A 25,602-nucleotide genomic window follows, 5' to 3' on the forward strand; every position below is an offset into this window, starting at 1 on the left:
CGGTTCGTCAGCCAGCGCGATCTCACCATTAGTTAGATGATGCAGATGGTGTCGAAAATCAAGGGTTTGCCCGCGCTTCCGACGTGGATCGGGCATCCTGACCGGCCTGGTCGGAAGCGCACGCGGCACGTCGGTAATCTTTATTTACAAATTCGCCTAATAGCCGTTGCGGACGCGCATCACACCGTCCCGCAAGCGATGCAGGCGCAAACGAAAAACGCCCGGCCGACTGGCCGGGCGTTTTGCATGATCCGATTCGAATGAGCGTCAACCGACTTTCACATACGTGAACTCGCGCGTGACATTGGGTGGCACATAGGCACCGCTAATCTTCACCCGAGGGGTAAGCCGCTTCTTCTGATCCCACCAGCGACGACGCTGAGAGTGCGTGAGGAACCGCAAGTGCTTTCGGTAAGCAAAGATGCTCATCGTAACCTCCCGAATCTGACTGCGAGACATAGAAAACCACGGTGACTGCCTATCCACTCCTACGGAAATCCTGAAAGCAGTATTCGCGCCTGCTCGCACGACTACCTGCTGTCGTGCGCCAGCGAGCGGTCCTGAAAGCATCAGTTGACCGCGAAATACGCGTCGGCGTGCGCCCAAACCACCTGCCGAAGCCGCCAGTTCGCGCCGCCAATTTATTGGAGCGCGATACTCCAGCTTCCTTCTTCAGTCCCGTCGGGAGCAGGAACCATGTCCCAGCCCTCCTTGCCGCGCCTGGGCTTCATCGGCGCGGGCCGGATTGCGCGCTGCCTTGCGCCCGGTTTCGCACGCGCCGGATATCCCGTCACGGCCATCGCGAGCCGCACGCCCGAATCGGCACGACGGCTCGCCAGTCAGATCGAATTCTGCGCCGCGTATGACGACCCTCAGCGGGCCGTCGAGTCGGCGGACATACTCTTTTTAACCGTCCCCGATGACAGCATCGGTACGACAGCGAACACACTCGCCTTTCCCGCCCGCGCAGCGCCCGGCAAGGAAGCCTGGGCCGTCGTGCATTGCAGCGGTGCGTCGCCCGTCGAACTGCTTGCCCCGGCTCGGGACCAGGGCGCGTCGATCGGCGGTTTTCATCCACTTTACCTGTTCAGCGGCGATTTGACAGATGTCGATCGAATCGCCGGCTGCTCGGTGACGATCGAGGCGGACGGCGCGCTCAAGGACGCGCTGGTGGCGCTCGCCGCCGCGCTGCACTGCCATCCGCTGTCGATTCCCGCCGACGGCCGCCTGCTGTATCACGCGGCAGCGCACTACGCGGCGGGATTCGCGTTATGCAGTCTGGCTGAAAACGTGGCCTTGTGGCGCGAACTCGGGTTCGACGAACATGACGCGTTGCGCGCCCTGCTGCCGATGATGACGCGCACGCTCGAAACAGCTCACGACCGCGGCCTCGCCAATGCGTTGGCGGGACCGGTTTCACGCGGCGACGTCGGCGTGGTGGAAAAGCAACTGTCGCTGCTGGAAGGACTGGGCGGCGATCACGGCGCGCTGTTCGGCCTGATGTCGCGCCGGGCGGTTGCACTCGCGCGCCAGCGTACGACGCCGCCCGCCGCGATCGATGCGATCGCGGCAGTCGTCGAACAGTCGCTCAGCCGCACGCTCAAAGGCGCAGCGAAAGGTGCAAGCGTGGAGTAAGCCGTGATAATGTGACGTCCGGCATGAGCGGGGCCATCATGACCACCGTCCGCGACGGGATGGGCGGCAAGGACAGAGTCCCGTCAGCACTGCCGGCCACCACGCGGGCAACGACACGCAGCGGGCGCATGAGATGCACGGCACCCGCCGGCGCTTCGTGACCAACCGACGAGAACGCACAATGATCAAGGTCAGCATCCTCTATCCGTATCGAGAAGGCGGACGTTTCGACGTCGACTATTACTGCGGTACGCACATGCCGCTTGCCGCGAAACTGTTTGGCGCGGCGCTGAAGGGCTGGTCGGTCGACATCGGCATCAACGCCGGGCCGCCGGGCTCGCCGCCGCCGTTCGTCGCGGCGGGTCACTTTCTGTTCGACACGGTCGAGGCGTTTTACGAAGTCTTCAAACCCGCCAGCGACACATTGCTCGCCGACATTCCCAATTACACGGACGGCGGCAACGGCAAGATCCTGATCAGCGAAGTCAAGGTCGCCGTCTAGTCCGGCGATCCGCGCGCAAGCGTGCTGTGGCGAACTGCGCAGTGTCTGTTCTGCGCGCCATAGTGTCAGCCGTCCGCCGGCCTCCCGGCGCCATGCGTCCCGCCCGCCGGGGCGTTTTCTGAAGGAAAGGATCCACGATGTTCGGCGATATCGCCCGTTTTCTGCTCAATACCATCTTCACGCTGTTCGGCGCGGCGCTGCTGCTGCGCGCCTGGCTCCAGTTCATCCGCATGCAGCCGTACAACCCGGTGTCGAGCGCCGTCATGCAGGCGACCAACTGGCTCGTGCTGCCTCTGCGCAAGATCATTCCGGGCACGCGCGGCATCGATTGGGCGAGTGTCGTCGCGGCGCTGCTCACATCGCTTGTCTACGTCGTGCTGATGGTCGCGATCGTCGGCGTCGATCCGCTCGGGCTGATGCCGTCGCTGCTGATCGTCGCGCTGTTGACGGTCGTCAAATGGGCGCTGAACCTGCTGATCTGGCTGACGATCCTGATGGCGCTGCTGTCGTGGCTCAATCCGCGTTCGCCCGCCATGCCGATCCTGTATCAGCTGACGGCGCCGTTTCTCGACCCGCTGCGCAAGATCATGCCGCGCCTCGGCGGCATCGATCTGTCGCCGATCCTGCTGTTCGTGATCGTCCAGGTGCTGCTGATGGTCGTGACGCGCGCGGCCGTGTCGCTGACACTGTTCGGCATCTGACACGGCTTGCGATGCCGGATGCCCGGCGCCTCCGGCGATTTGCCCAAAGCAGCCGAATCCGCGTAAAATGGCGCGCTCTGCGGGCGTCGTATAATGGTTATTACCCTAGCTTCCCAAGCTAGAGACGTGGGTTCGATTCCCATCGCCCGCTCCAATTTCAGCCGCTCCCTCCGCCGCGCAACGCACGGGCGGAGAAACCAGGCGGAAAATCCAGCGTGAGAGCCGCCTCCCTGAAGGCGGCTTTTTTGTAGCGTGTTTCCTGTAGCGTGCTTCTGCGTACCACCGGCCGCGAACACCGAACGACGCGCCTCACGCTCTGTCAATTCAGTGATTTCCGCCGCCACTCAAGTCTTCATCACGATGATTCACGATCCGAACGAAGCCGGTCTGCCGCGCGACCTTTCCCAGCTTACGGGCAACGAAGCGCCGGACAGCGAACCACCTGAATCCGTCGAAACCGCCGACGTCGCAGCGCCGGAAAGCGCACTGCACCTGCGCCGCATCCGCAGCTTCGTGACGCGCGCGGGCCGCGTATCGACGGGACAGCGTCGCGCGATGGACGAACTCGGCCCCCGTTTCGTCGTGCCCTATACGCCCGAGCAGCCGGATTGGGAAACCGTCTTTGGACGCCGCGCGCCGCGCATTCTGGAAATCGGCTTCGGCATGGGCGCGACGACGGCCGAGATCGCGTCGCATCGTCGCGACGACGATTTTCTCGGCGTCGAAGTCCACGAGCCGGGCGTCGGCGCGCTGCTCAAGCTGATGGGCGAGCAGAATCTGTCGAACATCCGCATCATCCAGCACGACGCCGTTGAAGTGCTCGAAAACATGATCGCGCCGGAGAGTCTGGACGGCGTGCATATCTTCTTCCCCGATCCGTGGCACAAGGCGCGTCATCACAAGCGCCGCCTGATCCAGCCGAAGTTCGTCGCGCTGCTGGTGTCGCGGATGAAGCCCGGCGCGTACATTCATTGCGCAACCGACTGGCAGAACTATGCGGAACAGATGCTCGAAGTGCTCGGCGCGGAAACCGCGCTCGAGAACACCGCCGACGATTACGCGCCGCGTCCCGACTATCGTCCCGTGACGAAGTTCGAGAAGCGCGGTCTGCGCCTCGGGCACGGCGTGTGGGATCTGATCTACAAGCGTCGTCCGAACAGCTGACGCACGTTTGCTTCAACTGAAACAAAAAAGGCCCGCGATTTTCATACCGCGGGCCTTTTTCACATTCGGAACGTCGAAACGGGCGAAACGGGCGAAACGTCAGTCCGCCCAGCTCAGGCCGCCGCTATAGCCGATCAGCAGAATCAGCAAGCCGAAGCCGATCCGATACCAGGCGAACGCGCTGAAATCGTGTGCGGCGATGTAGCGCAGCAGCCAGCGCACGCACGCGAACGCACTGACGAACGCCGCCAGAAAGCCGATCGAGAAGAGCCCGAGCGCATCGGACGACAGTTCGTGCCAGCCCTTGTGCAGCTCGTAGACGGTCGCGCCGAAGATGATGGGTATTGCGAGGAAGAACGAGAACTCGGTCGCAACGCGCCGGTCGAGCCCGAACAGCATGCCGCCGATGATCGTCGAGCCGGAGCGCGACATGCCCGGAATCAGCGCGAAGCATTGCGCGAGACCGACCTTGAGCGCGTCGAGCGGACTCAGGTCGTCGATCGAATGGACGCGCGCGCGTACCTCGGGCCGGTTGCGTTGCCGGGCCTCGACCCAGAGGATCAGCACGCCGCCCACCACCAGCGCAAACGCGACGGGCACGGGCGAGAACAGCACCGCCTTGATCGATTTCTCGAGCAGCAAGCCCAGCACGATCGCCGGAATCGTCGCGATGATCACGTTCAGCGTGAAGCGCCGCGACTCGATGCGCGTCGCGAGCCCCGCCACGACGTCGATGATGCGCTGCCGGAATTCCCAGCACACGGCGAGAATCGCGCCGAGCTGGATCACGACGTCGAATGTCTTTTCCTGCGGAACGTCGAAATTCAGCAGACTGCCGGCCACGATCAGGTGACCCGTGCTCGACACCGGCAAAAATTCAGTCAAGCCTTCCACGACGCCGAGAATCAGCGCCTTCAACGTGATGATCCAGTCCATCCGTGGCCTTTTCGCTTGGAGTTGGTGGGCGATGCGGCCGCGTCAGCAAGGTTGGCGCGGCCGCCCGGCCGCGCATGCGTCACTTTTCGACGATCTGCACGCGTATGCCGTTTGTAAGGACCGTGATTGTACCGGGTTCGTAATTCACTCCGGCAAATTGCAGCTGCTCGGGCTTGAACGTGTAGACGGGATAGTTGGTCAGCAGCTGGGTCGCGAGCACGGCGGCGGCCGCGTTGATCTGCTGCGTGTAGGCCTGCGCGTTGCCGTCGACGCTGACGTTCTCGACATTCGGCGCGCGCAGCACGACCGAACGGCTTTGCGGATCGTATTCGAGCTGGCTCGACAGCGTGAACACGCCGTTCACCGGCTGCTGCAGGAACGGACTGGCGAGTCGCGCGTCGAGCCGCACCGAGACGCGGTTCGTATCGGGCAACAAGCCAACGACGGGATTGGCCAGCGCGACATCGAACACCTGCGACACCGTGCGCTGATACGGAAACTTGCGCTGGACCGCATCCTGAACCTGCTTTTGCGAAAACGTGTAGTGATCCGGAATAAACGGAAACGTCGACGTTGCGCACGCGACGAGCGGCGCCGTCACGCCTGCGGTAACACAGGCGGACAGCGCGGAAATCAGAAAGCGGCGCCGTGCGGGCGCAGCGGATTGGGTCATGCACATTCTCCTGTGGCACGGCGGGCGCCGCGCCGGTATTGCTTTCGATGGGTTGTCGTTCGTGTTTCGGGGCAGACCGCCGGCGATCACGGCCGCGTCTCGGCTTCGAGACGCGTGAGCCAGACCAGCGCTTCATCGCGCGAGCTGCCGCACATGTCCGCCTGCGGCTGTAGACCCGAACAACAGGCCGGACGTTCCGGCTGACCGAAGATCGCACAGCGCAGATCGTCGCCGAGTTGCACACAGCGCACGCCGGCTGGCTTGCCGTGCGGCATGCCGGGAATCGGACTGGAAATCGACGGCGCGATGCAGCACGCGCCGCATTTCGGCCGGCACGCATGATCCGCCGTAGCGGACGAAGTTTGAGACGGATGGAGAGACACGACACACTTCCTGGTACAGGAACACACGAGCACATCAAACGGCGGTGCAATCCGTCGAAACCTTGATGTTGATCAACCGACATTGTGCCATCTAGCGCGTTGCGACCTTTTTACCCAATGTCTCGCGTGCGCGCGCCCTTACACTCGTTCGAGCTCAACCCACGCTCGCACGGCGACATTCCACTTCAGCCGGGCATCAGAACGAGTCGCATCCGAAGCGGCTTGCGCATCGTCAGGCGGGCGTCTGGAGACCGATCCGATGAACACCGCTCCTTCCGCCCCATCCTTCCCTTCCGCGGATTCGCTTTTCCGCCCCGACCTGCTCGCTAAGTACAGCGCGAATGGTCCGCGCTATACGTCGTACCCGACAGCGCTCCAGTTCCGCGACGACTTCTCGCCCGACCACTACCGCCACGCCGCCGCCGACCAAGGCGCAGCCGAGACCGATCTCTCCCTGTACTTTCACATTCCGTTTTGCGACACCGTCTGCTTCTATTGCGGTTGCAACAAGGTGGTGACGAAGAACCGCGCGCGCTCGACGCCGTATCTCCAACGCCTCAAGCGCGAAATCGCACTGCAGGCCGAACTCTTCGATACGGCGCGCCCCGTGTCGCAACTACATTGGGGTGGCGGCACGCCGACTTTTCTGTCGCATGACGAAATGACAGAGCTGATGGCAGCGACGCGCGAGCATTTTCTGCTGCGCAGCGATACGGAAGGCGAATTCTCGATCGAAGTCGATCCGCGCGAGGCGCCGCCGAAAACCATCGTGCATTTGCGCAACCTCGGCTTCAACCGCTTGAGCCTTGGCGTGCAGGACTTCGATCCCGTCGTGCAGCGCGCGATCAACCGCATCCAGCCGCTCGAAATGACAGCGGGCGTGATGCGCGCCGCGCGCGCAACGGGCTTTCATTCGATCGGCGTCGACCTGATCTACGGTCTGCCGTATCAGACGGTGAGCAGCTTCAGCAAGACGCTCGATACGATGCTCGAACTCGCGCCCGACCGCCTTTCCGTGTTCGGCTACGCGCACATGCCGCAACTCTTCAAGATGCAGCGGCAGATGGACGCGTCCACGCTGCCCTCGCCCGCCGAGCGGCTCGCGATCCTGCAACGGGTCGTCGAGCGGCTGACGGATGCGGGCTATGTCTACATCGGCATGGATCACTTCGCGCTGCCAACCGACGAACTCGCACGCGCCCAGGCGCAGCGCACGCTGCATCGCAACTTCCAGGGCTACAGTACGCGCGCCGAGTGCGATCTGATCGGCTTTGGCGCGTCGTCGATCGGTAAGGTCGGCGACGTGTATGCGCAGAACGCGAAAGACCTGACGGGCTATGCGGCCGCCATCGACAAGGGCGAACTGGCGATCACGCGCGGCGTTCGCCTGACCGCCGACGACCGGCTGCGGCGTGACATCATCACCCAGCTGATGTGCAACCTGGAGTTGCGCTTCGACGAATTCGAGGCTGTGTACGGCATCCGCTTCCAGGACGCGTTCGCGCCGGAACTGGAGCGCCTCCGCGCATTCGAGGACGACGGGCTCGTGAAGATCGGCACCAGGCGGCTCGACGTGCAGGTGGCCGGGCGGATGCTCGTGCGCAATATCGCATTGGTGTTCGACCGCTACTTGGGGCAGCAGTCGATGCAGCGCTTTTCCCGGACCGTATAGCGGTAGCAGCGAACGCGGCGAAAGGGTTCGGCTTGCCCGCGAGCGGGTTTTCGGCCATAATCTCCGTCTTCGCCCGGCGTCAAGCTGGCGCGAAGTCAGTCTGCAAGACATGCCCAGGTGGTGAAACAGGTAGACGCAGGGGACTCAAAATCCCCCGCCGCAAGGCGTGCCGGTTCGAGTCCGGCCCTGGGCACCAGAATTCAGCTTCACCGCAGCGTCACCAACCGAACCCGCGTTCATCCATCGGATGCCGCGGGTTTTGTGTTTTCTGGCCGAAGCCAAATGGCACCCGGCGAATGCGAGCACACACTACAAAAAAACAAAAGCCGGATCGACTCACGGCCAATCCGGCTTCGCTGCATCAAACGGATCGGATCTACACGAGACTCAACGCCCGCCCGCCGCCGCCAACTGATGCGCAGCCGCGCGCCGGCGCTTCACCACATAGCCGATCCACATCACGAAGAGCCATACAGGCACCAGCAGCACCGACACGTTGAGTCCTGGCGTCAGCGCAAGAATCACGAGAATCAGCGCCATGAACGCCAGACAAATCCAGTTCCCGAGCGGGAACCACAGCGACTTGAAGACAAGCTTCTCGCCCTGGGCAAGCATCGCGCGACGCGACTTCAGATGCGTCAGGCTGATCAACGACCAGTTCAGCACCAGCGCAGCGACGACGAGCGCCATCAGCACGTCGAGCGCCTTCGCGGGGATCAGGTAATTGATGATCACGCAAGCGAACGTCGCGACCGCCGACAGACCGATCGCCATATACGGCACACCGCGTCGATCCACCTTCAGCAGCGCGCGCGGCGCATTGCCCTGCTCCGCGAGACCGTAGAGCATGCGGCTATTCGCATAGACACCGCTGTTGTACACCGAGAGAGCCGCAGTCAACACGACGACGTTAAGAACATTCGCCGTCAGCCCTGCGCCGATCTGCGAAAAGATCATCACGAACGGGCTGCCGCCCTCCGCGACCTGATTCCACGGATACAGCGACAACAGCACGATCAGCGAGCAGATGTAGAAAATCAGGATCCGGTAGATCACCTGGTTCACGGCCTTCGGAATGCTCTTCTGCGGATCGTCGGCTTCGGCAGCCGTGATACCGATCAGCTCCAGCCCGCCGAACGAGAACATGATCACGGCGAGCATCATGAATAGACCGTTGACGCCATGCGGAAAGAAGCCGCCATGGCTCCACAGGTTCGAGATCGACGCCTGCGGACCGCCGTGGCCGCTCAGCAGCAGGTAGCCGCCGAACAGGATCATGCCGATCACGGCCACGACCTTGATGATCGCGAACCAGAACTCGGTCTCGCCGTACGCCTTCACGTTCGCGAGGTTGATCGCGTTGATCGCGACGAAGCACACGAGCGCCGACAGCCAAGCCGGCACGTCCGGCCACCAGAAGTGCACATAGGTGCCGACAGCCGTCAGTTCGGCCATGCTCACGAGCACGTACAGCACCCAGTAGTTCCAGCCCGACAGAAAGCCCGGGAAATCGCCCCAGTACTTGTACGCGAAGTGGCTGAACGAACCCGCGACGGGCTCCTGTGCCACCATTTCGCCGAGCTGCCGCATGATCAGAAATGCGATGAAGCCGCCGATCGCGTAGCCGAGAATCATCGACGGTCCCGCCGCCTTCAATACCCCCGCGGATCCAAGAAAGAGGCCCGTGCCGATCGCGCCGCCCAGCGCGATCAGCTGGATATGGCGGTTCTTCAGCCCACGCTTCAGGCCGTCATGCTGCTGTCCGTTGTTCCCTGCGTTACTCAAGATGTCTCACTCCACTTCACTGCATTGCACTCAACCGAAGACGCGCCGCGCAGCGAGTATCCGCGCGGAAAAACCCTAAATTGTACCCTTCGGCAGCGCGCTCGCCTGCGGTGCTTGCCAGGACGTGGCTCAGGCGGCGTCCGTGCCGCCGCACCCGACGCATCAGTCGAAGCAGGCGCAACGGAATCCCACGCACCCGCCAAATCGTCGCGCAACGTGTCCGAAAACTGCGTGTGATTGCGGTTGTCACCCTGGCTTGCGTTCGGTATGTTCGCAGAATCCCGTCCAGCCGATGGAGTCGCCATGTCGCCGAAACATCTGCTCTATGCCGTTCTCCTTGGCGCTTGCGTCGCCACAACCGGCGTCCTCGCCCAGACGGGTCAGCCCGCGGCGCAGCCCGAGCCATCGGCGGCCGATACACCGCCCGCGCCCTCCGCCGCCGAACCCGCGCCTCCTCCCGCTGCAGCACCGGCTCCCGCGCCTCGCCCCGCCGCGGCTTCCACGCCGCCGGGCGGTCCCGTGCAGAACATCGTGCTGGTGCACGGCGCGTTCGTCGACGGATCGAGCTGGAACGGCGTGATCGCCCGCTTGCAGAAGAAGGGCTATCGCGTCGCGTCGGTGCAGATCCCGCTGACATCGCTCGCCGACGACATCGCCGCCACCCGACGCGTGCTCGCCCAGTTGTCCGGTCCGACCGTGCTGGTCGGGCATTCGTGGGGCGGCTTCGTGATCACGGAGGCGGGGTCGGGCGCGGACGCATCGAAGGTCGTCGGCCTCGTCTATGTGGCCGCGATCGCGCCGGACGTCGGCGAATCGTCGGTTGATATTCTCAAGCGCGGCCCGCAGATGCCCGCCGGCTCGGGGATGACGAAGGACAGCTCCGGCTTTATCTGGTTCGATCCCGCCAGATATCACAACGACATCGCCGCCGACGTCCCCGAGAACCTGACCCGCGTGCTCGTCGCCGCGCAGCAACCGATCGCGGCCAAATCGTTCGAAGAGCGCGCGACGCAGGCCGCGTGGCGCTACAAGCCGTCGTGGTACATCGTGACGACGCGCGATCGCGCCGTGTCGCCGGAAATCCAGCGCTGGATGGCGCATCGGATCGGCGCGACCATCGTCGAGACGCCGTCTAGCCATCTGATGCCCGTCGCCCACGCAGGCGCGACGGCGGATGCGATCGACCGGGCGGCGAAGGAATTCGGCAAGGAGTGAGGGCTGCGCGGTGCGTAAGGCATCATGAGGACGGCACCGCGCCGCCATCTGGAATCCGCGCGAGCCGCGCCGCCGGCGACATCACGATGATCCACGCCTGCGCGGCAAAGCCGAGCGCGGCCACGACCAGACAAGCGTCCATGCCGTAGCGTGCGCTGATTGCAGCGCCCAGCAGCGCGCCCACTGGCCGCGCGCCGTAAGTCGCCGTGCTGTTGAGCGCCGACACGCGGCCCATCATGCCCACGGGCGTGATCGCCTGACGCAGCGTCGTCGAGCCGACCGTCCACAGGATCGGCCCCGCGCCGAGCAGAAAGAAGCTCGCCGCTGCCAGCCAGAACGACGGCACGGCAAGCGTCGCGACCATCATCAGCGAAGCGCCGAGACCGCAAAACGGCCCGACGATCAGCGTGCGCCCGAACGTCACCCGCCGCGCGACGGAAGGCGCGGCCAGCGCGCCGCACACCATGCCGATGCCGTACGCGCCGAGCGTCGCGCCGACGGCCGACGCGCCCAGTCCCAGCCGATGCACCGCATAAGGCACATACACCGCCTGCAGCGTGAAGAAACCGAGATTGAAAAACACGGCGGTCGCGAGCATGGGACGCAGCAACGCATCGCCGAATACGAAGCGCGCGCCGTCGCGCAGTTCGAGCATGAAGTGCCGGGCGGGCGCGGAAGCGCGCTGCGGCTCGTGCAAGCCCGCCAACAGCGCCGCCGCCAGCGCCGACAGCGTCGCCGCGCAGCCATACGCCCACCCCGCGCCGATCCAGCCGACCAGCAGTCCGCCCAGCGCCGGCCCCGCCGAATACGCGACGCTGCGTGCAAGTTCGATGCGCCCGTTGGCAACGGAAAGCGCATCGCGCGCGACGAGAGCGGGCACGAGCGCAGGCGCGGCGACGCTGTACGCCACTGTGCCCGTCGCGCCGAAAAAGCCGAGCACGGCGAGCAGCGGCAGCGTCAACGCGTGCGACAGCACGAGCAGCAGCACAGTCGCCATCGCCAGCGCGCGCACGCCCTCCGACACAGCCATCAGCGCGCGGCGCGAACGGCGGTCGGCGTAGACGCCGAGGGGAATCGACAGCAGCAGGAACGGCAAGGTCTGCGCCGTCTGCAACAGCCCGGTATCGCGAGCGCTGGCGCCCAGCGTGAACACGGCGACGAGCGGCGCGGCGGCAAGACTGATCTGCTCAGCCGACTGTGCGATCAGGTTCGACCACGCAAGCCGCTGAAACGCCGCGGGCAACGCCGCGCGAGCACGAGGGAAAAGACAGTGAGGGAAAGAAAAGCGCATCGGCGGCCTCCGTAACGCGATGACGAAAATGCCATCGTCACGGTTACGGTCGGCCGTTGCGCTCCGCTTCTTGCTCTGTGATTCCGTCAGACGACAAGGTGCGGCCGGCGCGCGCCACGGGCCTCAAGGCGCGTACGACGACGCCATGCCGCTTTCCAGCCCGTGGTCGAGCGTCGTGCGAATCAGCGCGAGGCCGCGCGCGAGTGCATCGAGCGAGGCCGCGCCGCTCATGCAGATGCGGATCGCGTGCGGTGCGGCATTGCGGCCGATTACGAAGCTATCCGCCGTCTTCACGAGCACGCCTTCCTGACGCAGCGCCGCCGCGAATTCCGCCGCGCGCCACGGCTCGGGCAGCGGCAGCCACAGATGCGAACTGGTCGGTGCCTGCCGGTACGCGACGCCGTCGAGCGCGTCGTTCGCGACCGCATGCTCGGCGTCGATGCGCGCGCGCTGCAGCGCATTGAGCCGGTCCATCTCGCCGCTCTCGATCCAGCGCGACACGATCTCGGCCATCAGCGGCGCCGTCATCCAGCAGTCGCTGCGGATCACGGCGGCGATCTTCGAGCACCACGCGCTCGGCGCCTGCAGATAGCCGACCCGCAGCCCCGGCGCGACCGACTTCGACAGGCCCGCGATCAGAAACGCCTGCTCGGGCATGCGCACCGCGAGAGGCTCGGGCGGCGTTTCCAAAAGCATCGCCGGCACGATGTCCTCGATCAGCAGCACGCCATGCCGCTGCAGAATGTCCGCGACGGCGTCCCGCCGTTCGGCCGGCATGGTCGCCGTGGTCGGATTGTGGATGGTCGGCACGCAAAAGATCGCGCGCGGATGCAGCGACTTGCACGCGAGTTCGAGCGCGGCGGGCACGAGCCCGTCCTGGTCGATCTCCACGCCGACCAGATGCAGGCGCAGTTGCCGCGCGAGCGCGATGATGCCCGGATAGCTGACCACTTCGGCGAGCACGGTGTCGCCCGGACGCGTGACGGCGCGCAGCACCGACGCGAGCGCATGCTGCGCGCCCTGCGTGACGAGCACGCGCGACGCGCTCGCCGGGCTGCCCGCGCGGCCGAGCCATGCAGCGCCTGCAAGGCGATGGCGCATCGAGCCGGCCTCGGGCGCGTATTGCAGCAATTCGGCCGCGAGGCGCTGGTCGGTGGCGATCTCCGCGAGCGTCGTGCAAAGAGCCGCCGCTTCTTCCGTCGACTGCGGCACGTTCTGGCCGAGGTCGATCAGCGGCGGCGCGCTGGCCGCGCCGGGGCGCAGCATCGTCGCGTAGCCGCTGGCCGCTGACGGCAATTCGCGCGAGCGCGCCTGCGCGACATAGGTGCCGTCGCCGACGCGCGCGTTCGCAAGCCCCTGGCGCTCGAGTTCGGCATAGGCGCGGCTGATCGTGCCCGTCGTCACCCGCAATTCCGTTGCGAGCGAACGGTGCGGCGGCAGCTTCTCGCCGGCAGGCAGTTGTCCGTTGAGGATGGCCTGCGCGAACGCGCGTGCAATGACCTGATATTTCGGTTCGCTGCCCGCCTCGATTCTCGGCAGCCAGGCATTCATCGCCATGATGCGACGGTCTCCGGAGGTTTGTTGAGTTGTGTCATTCGGATGATACGCACTGCATATCCCAGAATTGGATGCAGTCATTTACTTTTATTGAAGCGATTGAGTTGCCTGCTTCAGCTTCATAGCATGGCGTCATTCTTATCCCATCCGCTATGCATCGCTCGTGAATTGAATGCGGCACCGCATCAATCGATCGACGACGCAGCGGCATGGGACCCAGGCAAGGCGCTCAGGCGCCGACGCCGGTCAACAGGAGGAGACGCCTGATGGATCGTGAAGCAAGCCAGGCCGCGAATCAGATTGCGCACAGCGCACAAGCGGCCCGGATCACCCGGATCGAGATAACGCACCATCAGCTGGTGCTCGATCCGCCCTTCCCCGCTTCCTGGGATAGCCAGCCGCGCCGCAAATTTCCCGCGACGATCGTGCGCGTACACGATGACGCGGGCCGCGTCGGCTTCGGCTCCGGCGACGCGATGTACGGCTTCGCGGACTACCAGCATCTGTTCATCGGCACCGATCCCCTCGACCTTGCGCGCCACAGCGCCGTGCTCGACAACATCGGTTTTCACGCGGGCCGTCCGTGGCCGCTCGATATCGCGCTGTGGGATCTCGCCGGAAAGATTCGCGGCGAGCCGTGCTGGCAAATGGCAGGTGGCCGCAGCAAGCGGATTCGCGCGTACGCGTCGAGCGGCGTGCACCGCCGCCCCGACGAGATGGCGCGCATGGCGCTGCATGTCGCAGATCGTGGCTTTCCCGCGCTCAAGATCCGCTTCGGGCGTCCGCAACTGAAGGACGATTTCGCCGTGCTTGCCGCCGTGCGCGAAGCCGCCGGCGACCGGCTCGAATTGATGGTCGACTGCAATCAGGGCTGGCGCATGCCGTGGGATACGGCCGCGCCGTGGACTTTCGACGAAGCGCTCGGCGTCGCGCGCGAGCTTGAAAAGCACCGCGTCTACTGGATGGAAGAGCCGCTGCATCGCGGCGATTACGACGGCATGGCGCGGCTGCGCCAGGCCGCGTCGCCGCAGTTGCGCATCGCGGGCGGCGAAATGACGCGCGAGCGCTACGAGTTCGACCAGCTGCTCGCACGCAATTGCCTCGACGTGTATCAGCCGGACGTCGCGTGCTCGCTCGGCATGGAAGGCCTGCGCAAGCTCGCGCAAGCCGTCGAGGCGCACGGCAAGGTCTTCACGCCGCACACGTGGGGCAACGGCATCGGGCTCGCCGCGAACCTGCATCTGACGGCGGGCGCCGCGAGCGCGCCGTTCATCGAATTTCCGTACGACCCGCCCGAATGGTCGATCGAACGCCGCGACTTCATGCTGAAGAACCCGATCGATATCGACAGCGACGGCTGGATCACGTTGCCGGACGCGCCGGGCCTCGGCCTCGCTATCGATGAGGACATCCTCGCCGCGACGCTCAGTTCCAGCAGCACCTACGGTTAAGGCAAGACCTGCAAGGCGCCCTGCGATGGCGCCTATGCATCCAATCACAATCGGAGACAAAACCATGCAGATCAGATCCCTGATGCGCGCCGCCACGGTCGCGCTCGCCGCCGGCGCCTTATGGCCAGCCGCCGCTCACGCCGGCAGCTGGTGCTCGGCCGGCAAGCCCGTGCGGTTCGCGGGCGTCACGTGGGAAAGCGGCGCGTTCACGTCGGAAGTCCTGCGCTTCATCACCGAAAAAGGCTACGGCTGCAAGACGGACACGGTGCCGGGCAACACGGCCGCGACGGAAACGGCGCTGTCGCGCGACGATCTGCAGGTCTGGTCCGAACAGTGGACGGGCCGCTCGGAAATCATCGCGAAGGCGGTCTCCGACGGTCACGTGAAGTTGCTCGGCGACACGCTGCCGGGCGGCACGAACGAAGGCTGGTTCGTGCCCGAGTACGTCGTGAAGGGCGATGCAAAGCGCAACATCAAGCCCGTCGCGCCGAACCTGGTGTCGGTGACCGATCTGCCGAAATACAAGAACGTCTTCGAAGACGACGAAGAGCCCGGCAAGGGCCGCTTCCTGAACTGCCCGTCGGGCTGGGACTGCGAGCGCGTGAACCGGCGCCTCCTGAAGACGCTCAACCTCGACGATTCGTACACCGACTTCCGCCCCGGCACGGGCGCGGCGCTCGATGCCGCGATCGAATCGGCTTATGCGCGCGGCAAGCCGATCCTCTTCTACTACTGGGAACCCGCTGCGCTGATGGCGAAGTACAAGTTCGTCCAGCTGAAGATGCCGCCGTTCAACCAGAAGTGCTGGGACACGCTGCGCGCGGACAACAGCGCATCGCAGTGCGCGTCGTCGTATCTCGTGTCGCATCTGAAGGTCGGCGTGTCGACGCCGTTCTATCAGGCCGAGCCGCAACTGATGGACACCTACTCGAAGATCAGCTTTCCGATGGACTTCCTGAACAAGACCATCCTCGACATGACGACCAAGAAGATCGACGGTCAGACGATGGCAAAGCAGTTCCTGCGCGAACATCCGGAAATGTGGAAGGCGTGGGTGCCGACTGACGTCGCGCAAAAGGTTCAAGCTGCGCTGGCAGGCTGAGATCGGCAGTAACGCGTCATGACGCACCGGAGGGTTTCAACATGAATTCAATCTTCCTGCATCTGTCGATCGCCGACTGGGTGAACGACCATGTGCAATCGTTCGTCGCCGCTTACGGCGACAGCTTCCACGACTTCAGCACCGCCCTGCTGCGCTACGTGCTGGTGCCGCTCGAAGGCGCGCTGCGCGCGACGCCGCCCTGGGCGATCCTGATCGCAGTCGGGCTGCTCACGCTGAACGCGACGCGGCGCATCGGCATCGCCGGTTTCTTCGTGCTGCTGCTGTATGTGATCGGCTGCTTCGGGCTGTGGGACAAGCTGATGCAGACGCTCGCGCTGATGCTCGTCGCAACCGTGCTGTCCGTCGTGCTCGGCGTGCCGCTCGGCATCTGGGCGTCGCGCAGCCCGTGGATGCGGCGCGTGCTGCTGCCCGTGCTCGACATCATGCAGACGCTGCCGAGCTTCGTGTATCTGATCCCCGTGCTGATGCTGTTCGGCCTCGGCAAGGTGCCCGCGATCCTCGCGACGATCATCTACGCGCTGCCGCCGCTGATCCGCCTGACCGATCTCGGCATTCGCCACGTCGACGCCGACGTCGTCGAAGCGGCGCGCGCGTTCGGCACGACGCGCTGGCAGTTGCTCGTCAACGTGCAGTTGCCGCTCGCGCGGCCGAGCATCATGGCGGGCATCAACCAGACGACGATGATGGCGCTGTCGATGGTCGTGATCGCGTCGATGATCGGCTCGCGCGGACTCGGCGAAGACGTGCTCGCCGGCATCCAGACGCTCGACATCGGCAAGGGTATGCAGGCGGGCATTGCGATCGTGATTCTCGCGATCGTCATCGACCGGATCAGCCAGGGCTACGGGCAGGATCGCCGCACGCGACGCCTCGTCGCGCAACGCCGCAAGGCGAAGGCAGCATCGCGCATTCCCTATCGCAATGCAGGCACGGCGCGCGACGAAGAGCCGGCGGCAGCAGGCACCGGAAACGCAACGCAGAGCGGCCTCGAAACCCGCACGGCGGACTGACGGAGGGCATGGACATGTCATCGATCGAAGTCAAGAACGTGTACAAGCTGTTCGGCCCGGAGGCCGGCCACCGCCGCGTGCTCGACCTGCTGAAGAGCGGCAGAAGCAAGGCCGAAGTGCTCGCCCAGACGGGCTGCAACGTCGGCCTGAACAACGTGAGCCTGCACATCGGCTCGGGCGAAATCTACGTGATCATGGGCCTGTCGGGCTCGGGCAAGTCGACGCTCGTGCGTCACTTCAACCGGCTGATCGAGCCGACGGCGGGCGAGATCGTCATCGACGGCTCGGACGTCATCAAGCTCGACGCGCATGGTCTGCGCGAGTTGCGCCGCTACAAGGTGAGCATGGTATTCCAGAACTTCGGACTGCTGCCGCATCAGACCGTGCTCGACAACACCGCGTATGCGCTGCGCACGCGCGGCGAAGGCAAGGCCGAAGCCAACGAGAAAGCACGCACCTGGCTCGGCAAGGTCGGGCTCGACGGCTATGGCGATCACTATCCCGACGAACTCTCGGGCGGCATGCGTCAGCGCGTCGGCCTTGCCCGCGCGCTCGCCGCCGACACCGACGTGCTGCTGATGGACGAAGCGTTCTCCGCGCTCGATCCATTGATCCGCACGGAAATGCAGGACCAGCTGCTGCAGCTGCAGGCGACGCTCAACAAGACCATCGTGTTCATCACGCACGATCTGGACGAGGCGCTGCGCATCGGCAACCGCATTGCGATCCTGCGCGACGGCACGCTGGTCCAGGAAGGCACGCCGGACGAAATTCTCACGAAGCCCGCCGACGATTACGTCGCGCGTTTCGTCGAGCGGCGCTCCGGCGCGCACTGAGCCTGGGCGGACAGGTCCGCGCGGCAGGTAAAATGCAGGCGATGAAGGCGTTCTTCGGAGTATCGGAGAACGCCTTCAACGTTTTGATGCCGCTTGCTTGCGGCTTGCCTTCCGCTCCCAATGAATCTCGAAAGCGTTCTCTTCTCTCAAGGCTTCGGATCGCGCCGCCAGTGCCGCGCGATGATCGCGGACGGCCGCGTGTCGATCGACGGCGCAACCTTCAACGACGCCGACACCGATGTCGATACGAAGGCGCTGGTGTTCGAAGTCGACGGCACGGCCTGGCCGTATCACGAGCGTGCATATGTGCTGCTCAACAAGCCTGCCGGCTATGAATGCTCGCGCGATCCGCAGCATCATCTGAGCGTCTTCAACCTGCTGCCGGCGCAGTTCGCGACGCGCGGCATCCAGTGCGTCGGCCGACTCGATCAGGATACGACGGGCCTGCTGCTCCTTTCCGACGACGGCCAGTTCGTCCACGCGTACACCTCGCCGAAGCGCAAGGTGCCGAAGCTTTACGTGGCGACGACCCGCCATCCGCTCGACGACGCGCAACTCGCCGCGTTGCGCGAAGGCGTGCTGCTGCATGGCGAACCCAAGCCGATTGCCGCCGTCGCCGCTATTGCGCGCAGCGCTCACGAACTCGAACTGACCGTGCTCGAAGGCAAATACCATCAGGTGAAGCGGATGGTGGCGGCGGCGGGCAATCGCGTCGAAGCGCTGCACCGCGAGCGGGTCGGCGGGCTCGCATTGCCGGCGGCACTCGCCGAGGGCGCGTGGCAATGGCTCGATGAAGCCGACCTGGGCGCACTACGGAGCGGGTAAACGACGAGCGCGACGCCCTGCCCGTCTCAAGTCTTTGAGACTACGTTGGATTCCGAACAAAAGCGCGACAAAAACCTTTCGAAACGCTGCGACGCAGCATGCTTGCCCCGAACGCCCGTCCTATACTCGTATTAACAAAGATTACAAAGCAGGCAAGGAGGCGCCATGTTCACCTACGGCAACCTGGCGATGTCATACGGCATGATTGCGTTCATCGGTCTCTCGCTTCTGCTGATCGGCGGCGTCGTGGCCATCATGCACCTTCGGCACCGATACGAGCCGAACCTGATCGCTGCATTGATCGGCGCGTTCTGCTGCTTCCTGCTGCTGGAAGCGCTACCGGCCCTTACCTGATCACCTGCTAGTTTCGCTTTCCGTCACGGCTTGCTCGCGCCCGGTTGCATCCTGGGCTGGGTTGTCGCTGTGCGCAGAAAGTCGTCGACGTGCGGATAGCGCAACTGCATCCGCAGTTCGCGCTTCAGACGCGTGTTGATCAGACGCCGCGATTCGCGCATGAACGACAGCATCATCTCGCCGAGCTGCTGTTCGGCTTCGTCGCGCGAGATGCGCGGCGCGCGTTCGACGCCGAACGCATCCGCCACGCGATCGAAGTACTCGCCCATTTTCAGCGTCGTGTCGTCGGACGCGTGGATCACACGCGACGGCCGACCATGCCTCGCCATCCGCAGCAGGATCGCGGCGAGGTCGTCGGCATGGATGTGATTCGTGTAGACGTCGTCTTCGTCGACGAGTGCGGGCGTGCGCTTCTCCAGCCGCGCGAGGGGCAGCCGGTTGCCCGCATAGATGCCCGGAATGCGCGCGATGCTCGCGGTGAGCATCCGACGCGCCGCCGCGCGCCGCAATTGGGTTTCGGCCGATACGCGACGTTTCGCGCGCTCATTGGCGGGCGCGACGGGACGCGTTTCATCGAGCCATGCGCCGCCGCAATCGCCATACACGCCTGTCGTGCTCGCATAGACGACCCGCAAACGCCTGCCCGCGTCATGGCCAGCCCGGAGAGACGGGCTAACCCCGTCGGGTACAATACCGGATGTTTTGCGGGCACGAATGGCGTGCTGCGCGCGTCTGAGACGCGACGTCGCAACATGACGGGCATGGCGGATGCGCGGCGCCGTCAACGTGGCGATCAGCGAACGCGTGCGCGTGTCCGCGTCGCCGTTTTTTTGCGGAGGCGCGAGATGCAGCACGGTCGGCGCGAGACGGGCAATGCGCAAGAGGCTCGCGCGCACGTCGAGATCGCCGACGATCGGCGTGACGCCCGCCGCGCGCAGTTCGTCGCGGCGCCCGGCGTGACTCGTGAGCGCATAGAGGCGCGCGCGTCGTTGCAGTTGCCGCACGCAGCGCATGCCGACATCGCCGCAACCGACGATCAGCACGCGCGGCCTGCGCAAATTTCGTGTCGCTTTCATCGTGGACGCATTGTAGCTGCGATCCACGACACGCATTGGTTACCGACTCCTTGTATTCGAAGATTGAACGCATATGGCATTTAACGTAACGCTCCGGCAAAGCGGCCGGCAGTTTCAGGTGGAACCCGACGAACCCGTGCTGACGGCCGCCCTTCGCCAGGGCATCGGCCTGCCGTATGGCTGCAAGAACGGCGCATGCGGCTCGTGCAAGGGCAAGGTCGTCGGCGGAGAAGTCGAGCAGCGTGCGCATTCGTCGTCGGCGCTGTCGAACGACGAAAAAACGCGCGGCATGGCGCTGCTGTGCTGCGCGACTGCGTGCACCGACCTCGAAATCGAGATCCGCGAAGTGACGGGCATCGGCGACGTGCAGATCAAGAAGCTGCCGTGCCGCGTGAATGCGATCGAGCGCATGGCCGACGACGTCGTCGTGCTCAAGCTGCAACTGCCCGCGAACGAGCGTCTGCAATACATGGCGGGCCAGTACCTCGAGTTCATCCTGAAGGACGGCAAGCGCCGCAGCTATTCGATGGCGAATGCGCCGCACACGGAAGGCCCGATCGAACTGCACATCCGCCACATGCCGGGCGGCGCGTTCACGGACCACGTCTTCAACACGATGAAGGAGCGCGACATCCTGCGCTTCGAGGCGCCCCTCGGCACCTTCTTCCTGCGCGAAGAATCGGACAAGCCGATCGTGCTGCTCGCATCGGGCACGGGCTTCGCGCCGCTGAAGGCGATCGTCGAGCATGCCGCGTTCAAGAACATCACGCGTCCGATGACGCTCTACTGGGGTGCGCGTCGCAAGAAGGATCTGTACATGATGGAGCTCGCCGAGCAATGGGCGCGCGAGATCCCGAACTTCAAGTTCGTGCCCGTGCTGTCCGAGCCTGACGCGGACGACGCATGGACGGGCCGCACGGGCTTCGTTCATCGGGCCGTCATCGAAGATCTGCCAGACTTGTCGGCGTATCAGGTGTATGCGTGCGGCGCTCCTGTGATGGTCGAGTCGGCGCAGCGCGATTTCACGCAGCATCATCGCCTGCCGGAAGATGAGTTCTATGCGGATTCGTTCACGAGCGCGGCCGATCTCGCGAATCCCGTCTGATCGTTGCGCAGTCATCCGCATCGACTGGAGAATGTGAAACCGACCGGCGAGCATGAGAAAGCGTGAAGACATGCAAATTGCAGGTTTACACGGGCGCCGGCATTGTCGTATTCTTTCGCGCATGAACCGCATCCTGTCCGAACTTCGACGTCGCCGCTCGCCGCTCCCCTAGGGGCGCCGCTGGCTTCGTCACGGATTCGCGCGAACAACGCGCACGCAGTTCGAATCATGAAAGCCACGGCATGCCGTGGCTTTTTGTATTTCTGGCGTTCTCTTTCTTTCCGTTGCTGGGCCATGTTGTCCGAGGCGGTTTTTTATCCCTGTTTGCCTGGAGCCTGTAGCCATGAACTTCAATGAGTATCCGATCGATTCGCTGATGTACATCACGAACCGGCCCGAAATCGTTTTCACGCACGGCAAGGGCTCGTGGCTCTACGACAACACCGGCAAGCGATATCTGGATTTCATTCAGGGCTGGGCCGTGAACAGCCTCGGTCATTGCAACGACGGCGTGATCGAAGCGATGGCGCAGCAGGCGCGCACGCTGATCAACCCGTCGCCGGCGTTCTATAACGAGCCGATGGCGAAACTCGCCGGCCTGCTCACGCAGCATAGCTGCTTCGACAAGGTGTTCTTCACGAACAGCGGCGCCGAAGCGAACGAAGGCGCGATCAAGCTCGCGCGCAAGTACGGCAAGAAGTTCAAGAACGGTGCGTACGAGATCATCACGTTCGATCACGGCTTCCATGGCCGCACGCTGGCGACGATGTCGGCAAGCGGCAAGCCGGGCTGGGATACGATCTATGCACCGCAAGTGCCGGGCTTCCCGAAAGCTGAACTGAACGACATCGCGTCCGTCGAGAAGCTGATCACCGACAAGACCATTGCCGTGATGCTCGAGCCGATCCAGGGCGAAGGCGGCGTGATTCCCGCCACGCGCGAATTCATGCAGCAGCTGCGCGAACTGACGACGAAGCACAACCTGCTGCTGATCGTCGACGAAGTGCAAAGCGGCTGCGGCCGTGCGGGGACGCTGTTCGCGTACGAGTTGTCGGGCATCGAGCCGGACGTGATGACGCTGGCGAAGGGTATCGGCAGCGGCGTGCCGCTTGGCGCGCTGTTGTGCAAGAAGCATGTCGAGGTGTTCGAGGCGGGCGACCAGGGCGGCACGTACAACGGCAATCCGCTGATGACGGCAGCCGGCTATTCGGTGATCTCGCAACTGACGGCACCGGGGTTTCTCGAAGGCGTGCGGGCGCGTGGCGACTATCTGCGCACGAAGCTGCTCGAGCTGTCGGCGGAGCGCGGCTTCGAGGGCGAGCGTGGCGAAGGTCTGCTGCGTGCGCTGCTGCTCGGCAAGGACATCGGCAACCAGATCGTCGAGAAGGCTCGGCTGATGCAACCGGACGGCCTGCTGCTTAACGCTGCGCGTCCGAACCTGCTGCGCTTCATGCCTGCGTTGAACGTGACGACGGAAGAGATCGACCAGATGATGTCGATGCTGCGTTCGATTCTGGACACGCTGTGATCGACTTTTCTTCCGTATCGATTCGCGTGTTCGACGCGGCCGATACCGATGCCGTGATTGCGTTGTGGCTCGAAGCGTTTCCTGAGTATGGGGACGCTAGCAGGCCGCAGCGCAATCCGCGTCTTTCCATTGCCAACAAGCTAGCGACGCAGCCTGAGCTTTTCTTTGTCGCTGTGCGGGAGGGGCGCATCGTTGGCACGGTGATGGCTGGTTATGACGGGCATCGGGGATGGATGTATTCGCTCGCCGTCGATCTTGCTTGCCGGCGGCATGGAATTGGGACACGGCTCGTGAAGCACGCCGAGGCCGCGCTCGCGGCGCGCGGTTGTCCGAAGGTCAATCTTCAGGTGCTCAGCGCTAAAGTCGATGTGCGTGGCTTTTATGAGGCGCTTGGGTATCGGGTCGATGAGGTTGTGAGTCTGGGGAAGCGGTTGGATTTTGTCTGCGACGCTGGGTGAAGGTTTGGTTTGGTTTGGTTTTGTTTTGTTGCTGTCGCTATTGCTGGCATCCGCGATTTGCCTTCGTAGTTCAGGCGTTGCCCCTGTGCGGGGCGGCACTTACTTTCTTTGCCGCCGCAAAGAAAGTAAGCAAAGAAAGCGGGCTCACACCGCCAGTGCTAGTGCTTGCCTGCGGGCCCCCAACGGGTCCCGCACTCCAAGCGGCAATCTTCTATTTCAGGCGCGTTGCCAGCTTGCTAACTCACGCATCACCCACGTCAAATTCCCGCGTCACGGTTTGCGTTACCAGACGTTCACCGCCGCCCAGGTGGCAAACTATATGTAGGCTGTCTCGGCGTCAATGCACCACTCCGGACTAAAAAGCGGATCGGTGTCGTAGGATCGCCAACGCGTACGGCGCGACAAGATACACACAGTTTGCCACCTGGGCGGCGCAGACGATTCGCTGCCGCCGGCTGCACTACGGGTGACTGGAGCGGGTAATGCGCCTGTTCAACGCGCTGGCAACGGGCGCAAAACAATGTGTTGCCGTATGGAGTGCGGGACCCGTTGGGGGCCCGCAGGCAAGAACACGGGCTGGCGGTGTGAGCCCGCTTTCTTTGCTTACTTTCTTTGCGGCGGCAAAGAAAGTAAGTGCCGCCCCGCACAGGGGCAACGCATGAACTACGAAGGCAAATCGCGGATGCCAGCAACAACAACAGCAACAGCACCCCCACCACCAACCCAAAAAGCAAAAAAGGCCACATGTTCATCACATGCAGCCTTCGCTCCCAGACGAGAGCGGCGAAAAAATAAGCCGCCCTGCAAGGGCAAATTACTCACCCAGATAAGCAGCCCGCACCTTCGGATCATCAAGCATCTGCTTGGCGTCGCCAGACATCGTAACCGTACCCGAATCCATCACGTAACCACGGTCAGCAGCCTGCAAGGCAAGTCGAGCATTCTGCTCAACCAGCATCACGGTAATGCCTTCCTTCGAGATCTCCCGCACCACTTCGAAGATCTTCTCGACCATGATCGGCGACAAACCCATCGACGGCTCGTCGAGCAGCAACAGCTTCGGCTTCGAAATAACAGCACGCGCCATCGCCAGCATCTGCTGTTCGCCGCCCGAGAGCGTGCCGGCGAGCTGCGTTGCACGTTCCTTCAGACGCGGGAAGAAGCCGAACATGCGCTCAACGTCTTTCTTGATGCCTTCGTTATCGCTGCGCAGATACGCACCCATCTGCATGTTCTCGACGATCGACATGCGCGCAAAAATGCCGCGCCCTTCCGGCACCATCGCGAGACCGCGCTTGAGCAGTTCATGCGGCGGCACGCCCTTGATCGACTGGCCCATGTACTCGATGTCGCCCGCCGAGTACGGCTTCAGACCCGTGATCGCCTTCATCGTCGTGGTCTTGCCCGCGCCGTTCGCGCCGATCAGCGTGACCAGTTCGCCCTGCGCGATCTCGAGGTCGACACCCTTCACGGCCTGAATGCCGCCGTAGTTGACCTGAAGGCCCTTGATTTTCAACATTGCCGTAGCCATCAGTGAACCCCCGCGCCCAGATAAGCCTCGATCACCTTCGGGTCCTTCTGCACGTCCTGCGGCAGACCTTCGGCGATCACCTTGCCATAGTCGAGCACTGTCATCCGGTTGCACAGGCCCATCACCAGTTTCACGTCGTGCTCGATCAGCAGGATCGTCTTGCCGTCCGCGCGGATCTTGTCGAGCAGCTTCGTCAGTTCGACCTTCTCCGTCGCGTTCATGCCCGCTGCCGGTTCATCGAGTGCGAGCAGCTTCGGATCGGTTGCCAGTGCACGAGCGATCTCCAGACGACGCTGGTGACCGTACGACAGGTTGCGCGACGTGTAGTCCGCGTACTGCAGCACGCCGACGTATTCGAGCAGTTCCAGCGCGCGCTCCTTGATCTCACGCTCTTCCTGACGCTCAGCCGGCGTCTGGAACACCGCGCCCAGCAGCCCGTGCTTCGTGCGCACATGACGGCCGACCATCACGTTTTCCAGCGCGGTCATGCCGCCGAACAGACGGATGTTCTGGAACGTACGCGCGATGCCAGCCTTCGCCACCTGATACACCGCCGTCGGCGTATAAGGCGTGCCGTCGAGCTTGAACTCGCCCGAGTCCGGCGTGTACAGACCAGTAATCACGTTGAAGAACGTCGTCTTGCCGGCGCCGTTCGGGCCGATCAGACCGTAGATCGTGCCTTCCTCGATCTGGAGGCCGACATCCGACAGCGCCTGCAGACCGCCGAAGCGCTTGTTCACGCCCTTCACGGACAGACGGATTTTCTTGTCGCTCATGTTTTCTGCTCCCTG

24 protein-coding genes and 2 tRNA genes are annotated in these 25,602 nt (G+C 63.9%); 17 read left to right on the forward strand and 9 right to left on the reverse strand.

Annotation, left to right across the window (positions count from 1 at the left end; genetic code table 11):
- Positions 1-696 precede the first annotated feature (696 nt).
- The 5 genes from G3N95_RS20670 to trmB all read left to right on the forward strand — a co-directional run bounded on the left by G3N95_RS20670 (position 697) and on the right by trmB (position 4,002).
- A complete protein-coding gene (locus G3N95_RS20670; protein ID WP_205971933.1) occupies positions 697-1,635 on the forward strand; it encodes a DUF2520 domain-containing protein in 939 nt (312 codons plus the stop codon).
- Between the two features lie 181 nt (positions 1,636-1,816).
- Positions 1,817-2,137: an EthD family reductase gene (locus tag G3N95_RS20675; protein WP_205971934.1), complete on the forward strand. Its 321-nt coding sequence runs from the start codon at positions 1,817-1,819 to the stop codon at positions 2,135-2,137.
- Positions 2,138-2,274: 137 nt separating this feature from the next.
- Positions 2,275-2,838 carry a YggT family protein gene (locus tag G3N95_RS20680; protein ID WP_205971935.1) on the forward strand — a complete coding sequence of 188 codons (564 nt, stop codon included), beginning with the start codon at positions 2,275-2,277 and terminating at the stop codon, positions 2,836-2,838.
- Positions 2,839-2,917: 79 nt separating this feature from the next.
- Positions 2,918-2,992, forward strand: a tRNA-Gly gene (locus G3N95_RS20685).
- Between the two features lie 206 nt (positions 2,993-3,198).
- Positions 3,199-4,002 carry a tRNA (guanosine(46)-N7)-methyltransferase TrmB gene (gene trmB, locus G3N95_RS20690; protein WP_205971936.1) on the forward strand — a complete coding sequence of 268 codons (804 nt, stop codon included), beginning with the start codon at positions 3,199-3,201 and terminating at the stop codon, positions 4,000-4,002.
- Positions 4,003-4,101: 99 nt separating this feature from the next.
- On the opposite strand, the gene G3N95_RS20695 is transcribed toward trmB, so the two are convergent.
- From G3N95_RS20695 to G3N95_RS20705, 3 genes are all read right to left on the reverse strand, one after another.
- Complete coding sequence (locus G3N95_RS20695) at positions 4,102-4,938, reverse strand: undecaprenyl-diphosphate phosphatase (protein WP_205971937.1); 837 nt, start codon at positions 4,936-4,938, stop codon at positions 4,102-4,104.
- 79 nt (positions 4,939-5,017) lie between these two features.
- The gene (locus tag G3N95_RS20700) at positions 5,018-5,611 is read right to left on the reverse strand and encodes a DUF1439 domain-containing protein (RefSeq protein WP_205971938.1); all 594 of its coding nucleotides are present in this window, start codon (positions 5,609-5,611) and stop codon (positions 5,018-5,020) included.
- An 86-nt stretch (positions 5,612-5,697) separates the two neighbouring features.
- Positions 5,698-5,994 (reverse strand): YkgJ family cysteine cluster protein, encoded by a 297-nt coding sequence (locus G3N95_RS20705; RefSeq protein WP_205971939.1) that lies wholly within the window; start codon positions 5,992-5,994, stop codon positions 5,698-5,700.
- A 259-nt stretch (positions 5,995-6,253) separates the two neighbouring features.
- On the opposite strand from G3N95_RS20705, the gene hemN reads away from it, so the two are divergent.
- A complete protein-coding gene (gene hemN / locus G3N95_RS20710; RefSeq protein ID WP_205971940.1) occupies positions 6,254-7,666 on the forward strand; it encodes an oxygen-independent coproporphyrinogen III oxidase in 1,413 nt (470 codons plus the stop codon).
- A gap of 111 nt (positions 7,667-7,777) precedes the next feature.
- Positions 7,778-7,862, forward strand: a tRNA-Leu gene (locus tag G3N95_RS20715).
- 191 nt (positions 7,863-8,053) lie between these two features.
- Here G3N95_RS20715 and G3N95_RS20720 read toward each other — a convergent pair.
- Positions 8,054-9,451 (reverse strand): amino acid permease, encoded by a 1,398-nt coding sequence (locus tag G3N95_RS20720; protein ID WP_205971941.1) that lies wholly within the window; start codon positions 9,449-9,451, stop codon positions 8,054-8,056.
- A gap of 303 nt (positions 9,452-9,754) precedes the next feature.
- Here G3N95_RS20720 and G3N95_RS20725 point away from each other — a divergent pair, with 303 nt between their 5' ends.
- The gene (locus G3N95_RS20725; protein WP_205971942.1) at positions 9,755-10,666 is read left to right on the forward strand and encodes an alpha/beta hydrolase; all 912 of its coding nucleotides are present in this window, start codon (positions 9,755-9,757) and stop codon (positions 10,664-10,666) included.
- Between the two features lie 22 nt (positions 10,667-10,688).
- Here G3N95_RS20725 and G3N95_RS20730 read toward each other — a convergent pair whose 3' ends face one another.
- The gene (locus G3N95_RS20730) at positions 10,689-11,957 is read right to left on the reverse strand and encodes an MFS transporter (protein WP_205971943.1); all 1,269 of its coding nucleotides are present in this window, start codon (positions 11,955-11,957) and stop codon (positions 10,689-10,691) included.
- A 123-nt stretch (positions 11,958-12,080) separates the two neighbouring features.
- Positions 12,081-13,514 carry a PLP-dependent aminotransferase family protein gene (locus G3N95_RS20735; RefSeq protein ID WP_205971944.1) on the reverse strand — a complete coding sequence of 478 codons (1,434 nt, stop codon included), beginning with the start codon at positions 13,512-13,514 and terminating at the stop codon, positions 12,081-12,083.
- 266 nt (positions 13,515-13,780) lie between these two features.
- On the opposite strand from G3N95_RS20735, the gene G3N95_RS20740 reads away from it, so the two are divergent.
- The 6 genes from G3N95_RS20740 to G3N95_RS20765 all read left to right on the forward strand — a co-directional run bounded on the left by G3N95_RS20740 (position 13,781) and on the right by G3N95_RS20765 (position 19,113).
- On the forward strand, positions 13,781-14,965 hold the full coding sequence (locus G3N95_RS20740) for a mandelate racemase/muconate lactonizing enzyme family protein (protein WP_205971945.1): 1,185 nt from the start codon (positions 13,781-13,783) through the stop codon (positions 14,963-14,965).
- 64 nt (positions 14,966-15,029) lie between these two features.
- Positions 15,030-16,067, forward strand: coding sequence for an ABC transporter substrate-binding protein (locus G3N95_RS20745; protein WP_205971946.1), 1,038 nt, complete (start codon positions 15,030-15,032; stop codon positions 16,065-16,067).
- Between the two features lie 41 nt (positions 16,068-16,108).
- On the forward strand, positions 16,109-17,098 hold the full coding sequence (locus G3N95_RS20750; RefSeq protein ID WP_205971947.1) for a proline/glycine betaine ABC transporter permease: 990 nt from the start codon (positions 16,109-16,111) through the stop codon (positions 17,096-17,098).
- 14 nt (positions 17,099-17,112) lie between these two features.
- Entirely contained in the window at positions 17,113-17,934 is an 822-nt protein-coding gene (locus tag G3N95_RS20755) for a glycine betaine/L-proline ABC transporter ATP-binding protein (protein WP_205971948.1), read from the forward strand.
- A gap of 120 nt (positions 17,935-18,054) precedes the next feature.
- Positions 18,055-18,759: a 16S rRNA pseudouridine(516) synthase gene (locus G3N95_RS20760; protein ID WP_205971949.1), complete on the forward strand. Its 705-nt coding sequence runs from the start codon at positions 18,055-18,057 to the stop codon at positions 18,757-18,759.
- A 165-nt stretch (positions 18,760-18,924) separates the two neighbouring features.
- Positions 18,925-19,113: a hypothetical protein gene (locus G3N95_RS20765; protein WP_205971950.1), complete on the forward strand. Its 189-nt coding sequence runs from the start codon at positions 18,925-18,927 to the stop codon at positions 19,111-19,113.
- A gap of 23 nt (positions 19,114-19,136) precedes the next feature.
- Here the strand turns inward: G3N95_RS20765 and G3N95_RS20770 are convergent, their stop codons facing one another.
- Positions 19,137-20,189, reverse strand: a complete 1,053-nt coding sequence (locus G3N95_RS20770) for an NAD-dependent epimerase/dehydratase family protein (RefSeq protein ID WP_205971951.1) — start codon at positions 20,187-20,189, stop codon at positions 19,137-19,139.
- Positions 20,190-20,262: 73 nt separating this feature from the next.
- On the opposite strand from G3N95_RS20770, the gene G3N95_RS20775 reads away from it, so the two are divergent.
- The 3 genes from G3N95_RS20775 to G3N95_RS20785 all read left to right on the forward strand — a co-directional run bounded on the left by G3N95_RS20775 (position 20,263) and on the right by G3N95_RS20785 (position 23,280).
- The gene (locus G3N95_RS20775; RefSeq protein WP_205971952.1) at positions 20,263-21,294 is read left to right on the forward strand and encodes a CDP-6-deoxy-delta-3,4-glucoseen reductase; all 1,032 of its coding nucleotides are present in this window, start codon (positions 20,263-20,265) and stop codon (positions 21,292-21,294) included.
- A gap of 343 nt (positions 21,295-21,637) precedes the next feature.
- Positions 21,638-22,822 (forward strand): acetylornithine transaminase, encoded by a 1,185-nt coding sequence (locus G3N95_RS20780; RefSeq protein ID WP_205971953.1) that lies wholly within the window; start codon positions 21,638-21,640, stop codon positions 22,820-22,822.
- Positions 22,819-23,280 carry a GNAT family acetyltransferase gene (locus G3N95_RS20785; protein WP_205971954.1) on the forward strand — a complete coding sequence of 154 codons (462 nt, stop codon included), beginning with the start codon at positions 22,819-22,821 and terminating at the stop codon, positions 23,278-23,280. The genes G3N95_RS20780 and G3N95_RS20785 overlap by 4 nt, the downstream gene beginning before the upstream one ends.
- Positions 23,281-24,094: 814 nt before the next feature.
- Here the strand turns inward: G3N95_RS20785 and G3N95_RS20790 are convergent.
- Together G3N95_RS20790 and G3N95_RS20795 are read right to left on the reverse strand one after the other, a co-directional pair.
- A complete protein-coding gene (locus G3N95_RS20790; RefSeq protein ID WP_205971955.1) occupies positions 24,095-24,811 on the reverse strand; it encodes an ABC transporter ATP-binding protein in 717 nt (238 codons plus the stop codon).
- A complete protein-coding gene (locus G3N95_RS20795) occupies positions 24,811-25,587 on the reverse strand; it encodes an ABC transporter ATP-binding protein (protein ID WP_205971956.1) in 777 nt (258 codons plus the stop codon). The genes G3N95_RS20790 and G3N95_RS20795 overlap by 1 nt, the downstream gene beginning before the upstream one ends.
- Positions 25,588-25,602 lie beyond the last annotated feature (15 nt).

Origin of the sequence: Paraburkholderia sp. Tr-20389 (genome assembly GCF_017104565.1) — a bacterium.
Lineage (GTDB): Bacteria > Pseudomonadota > Gammaproteobacteria > Burkholderiales > Burkholderiaceae > Paraburkholderia.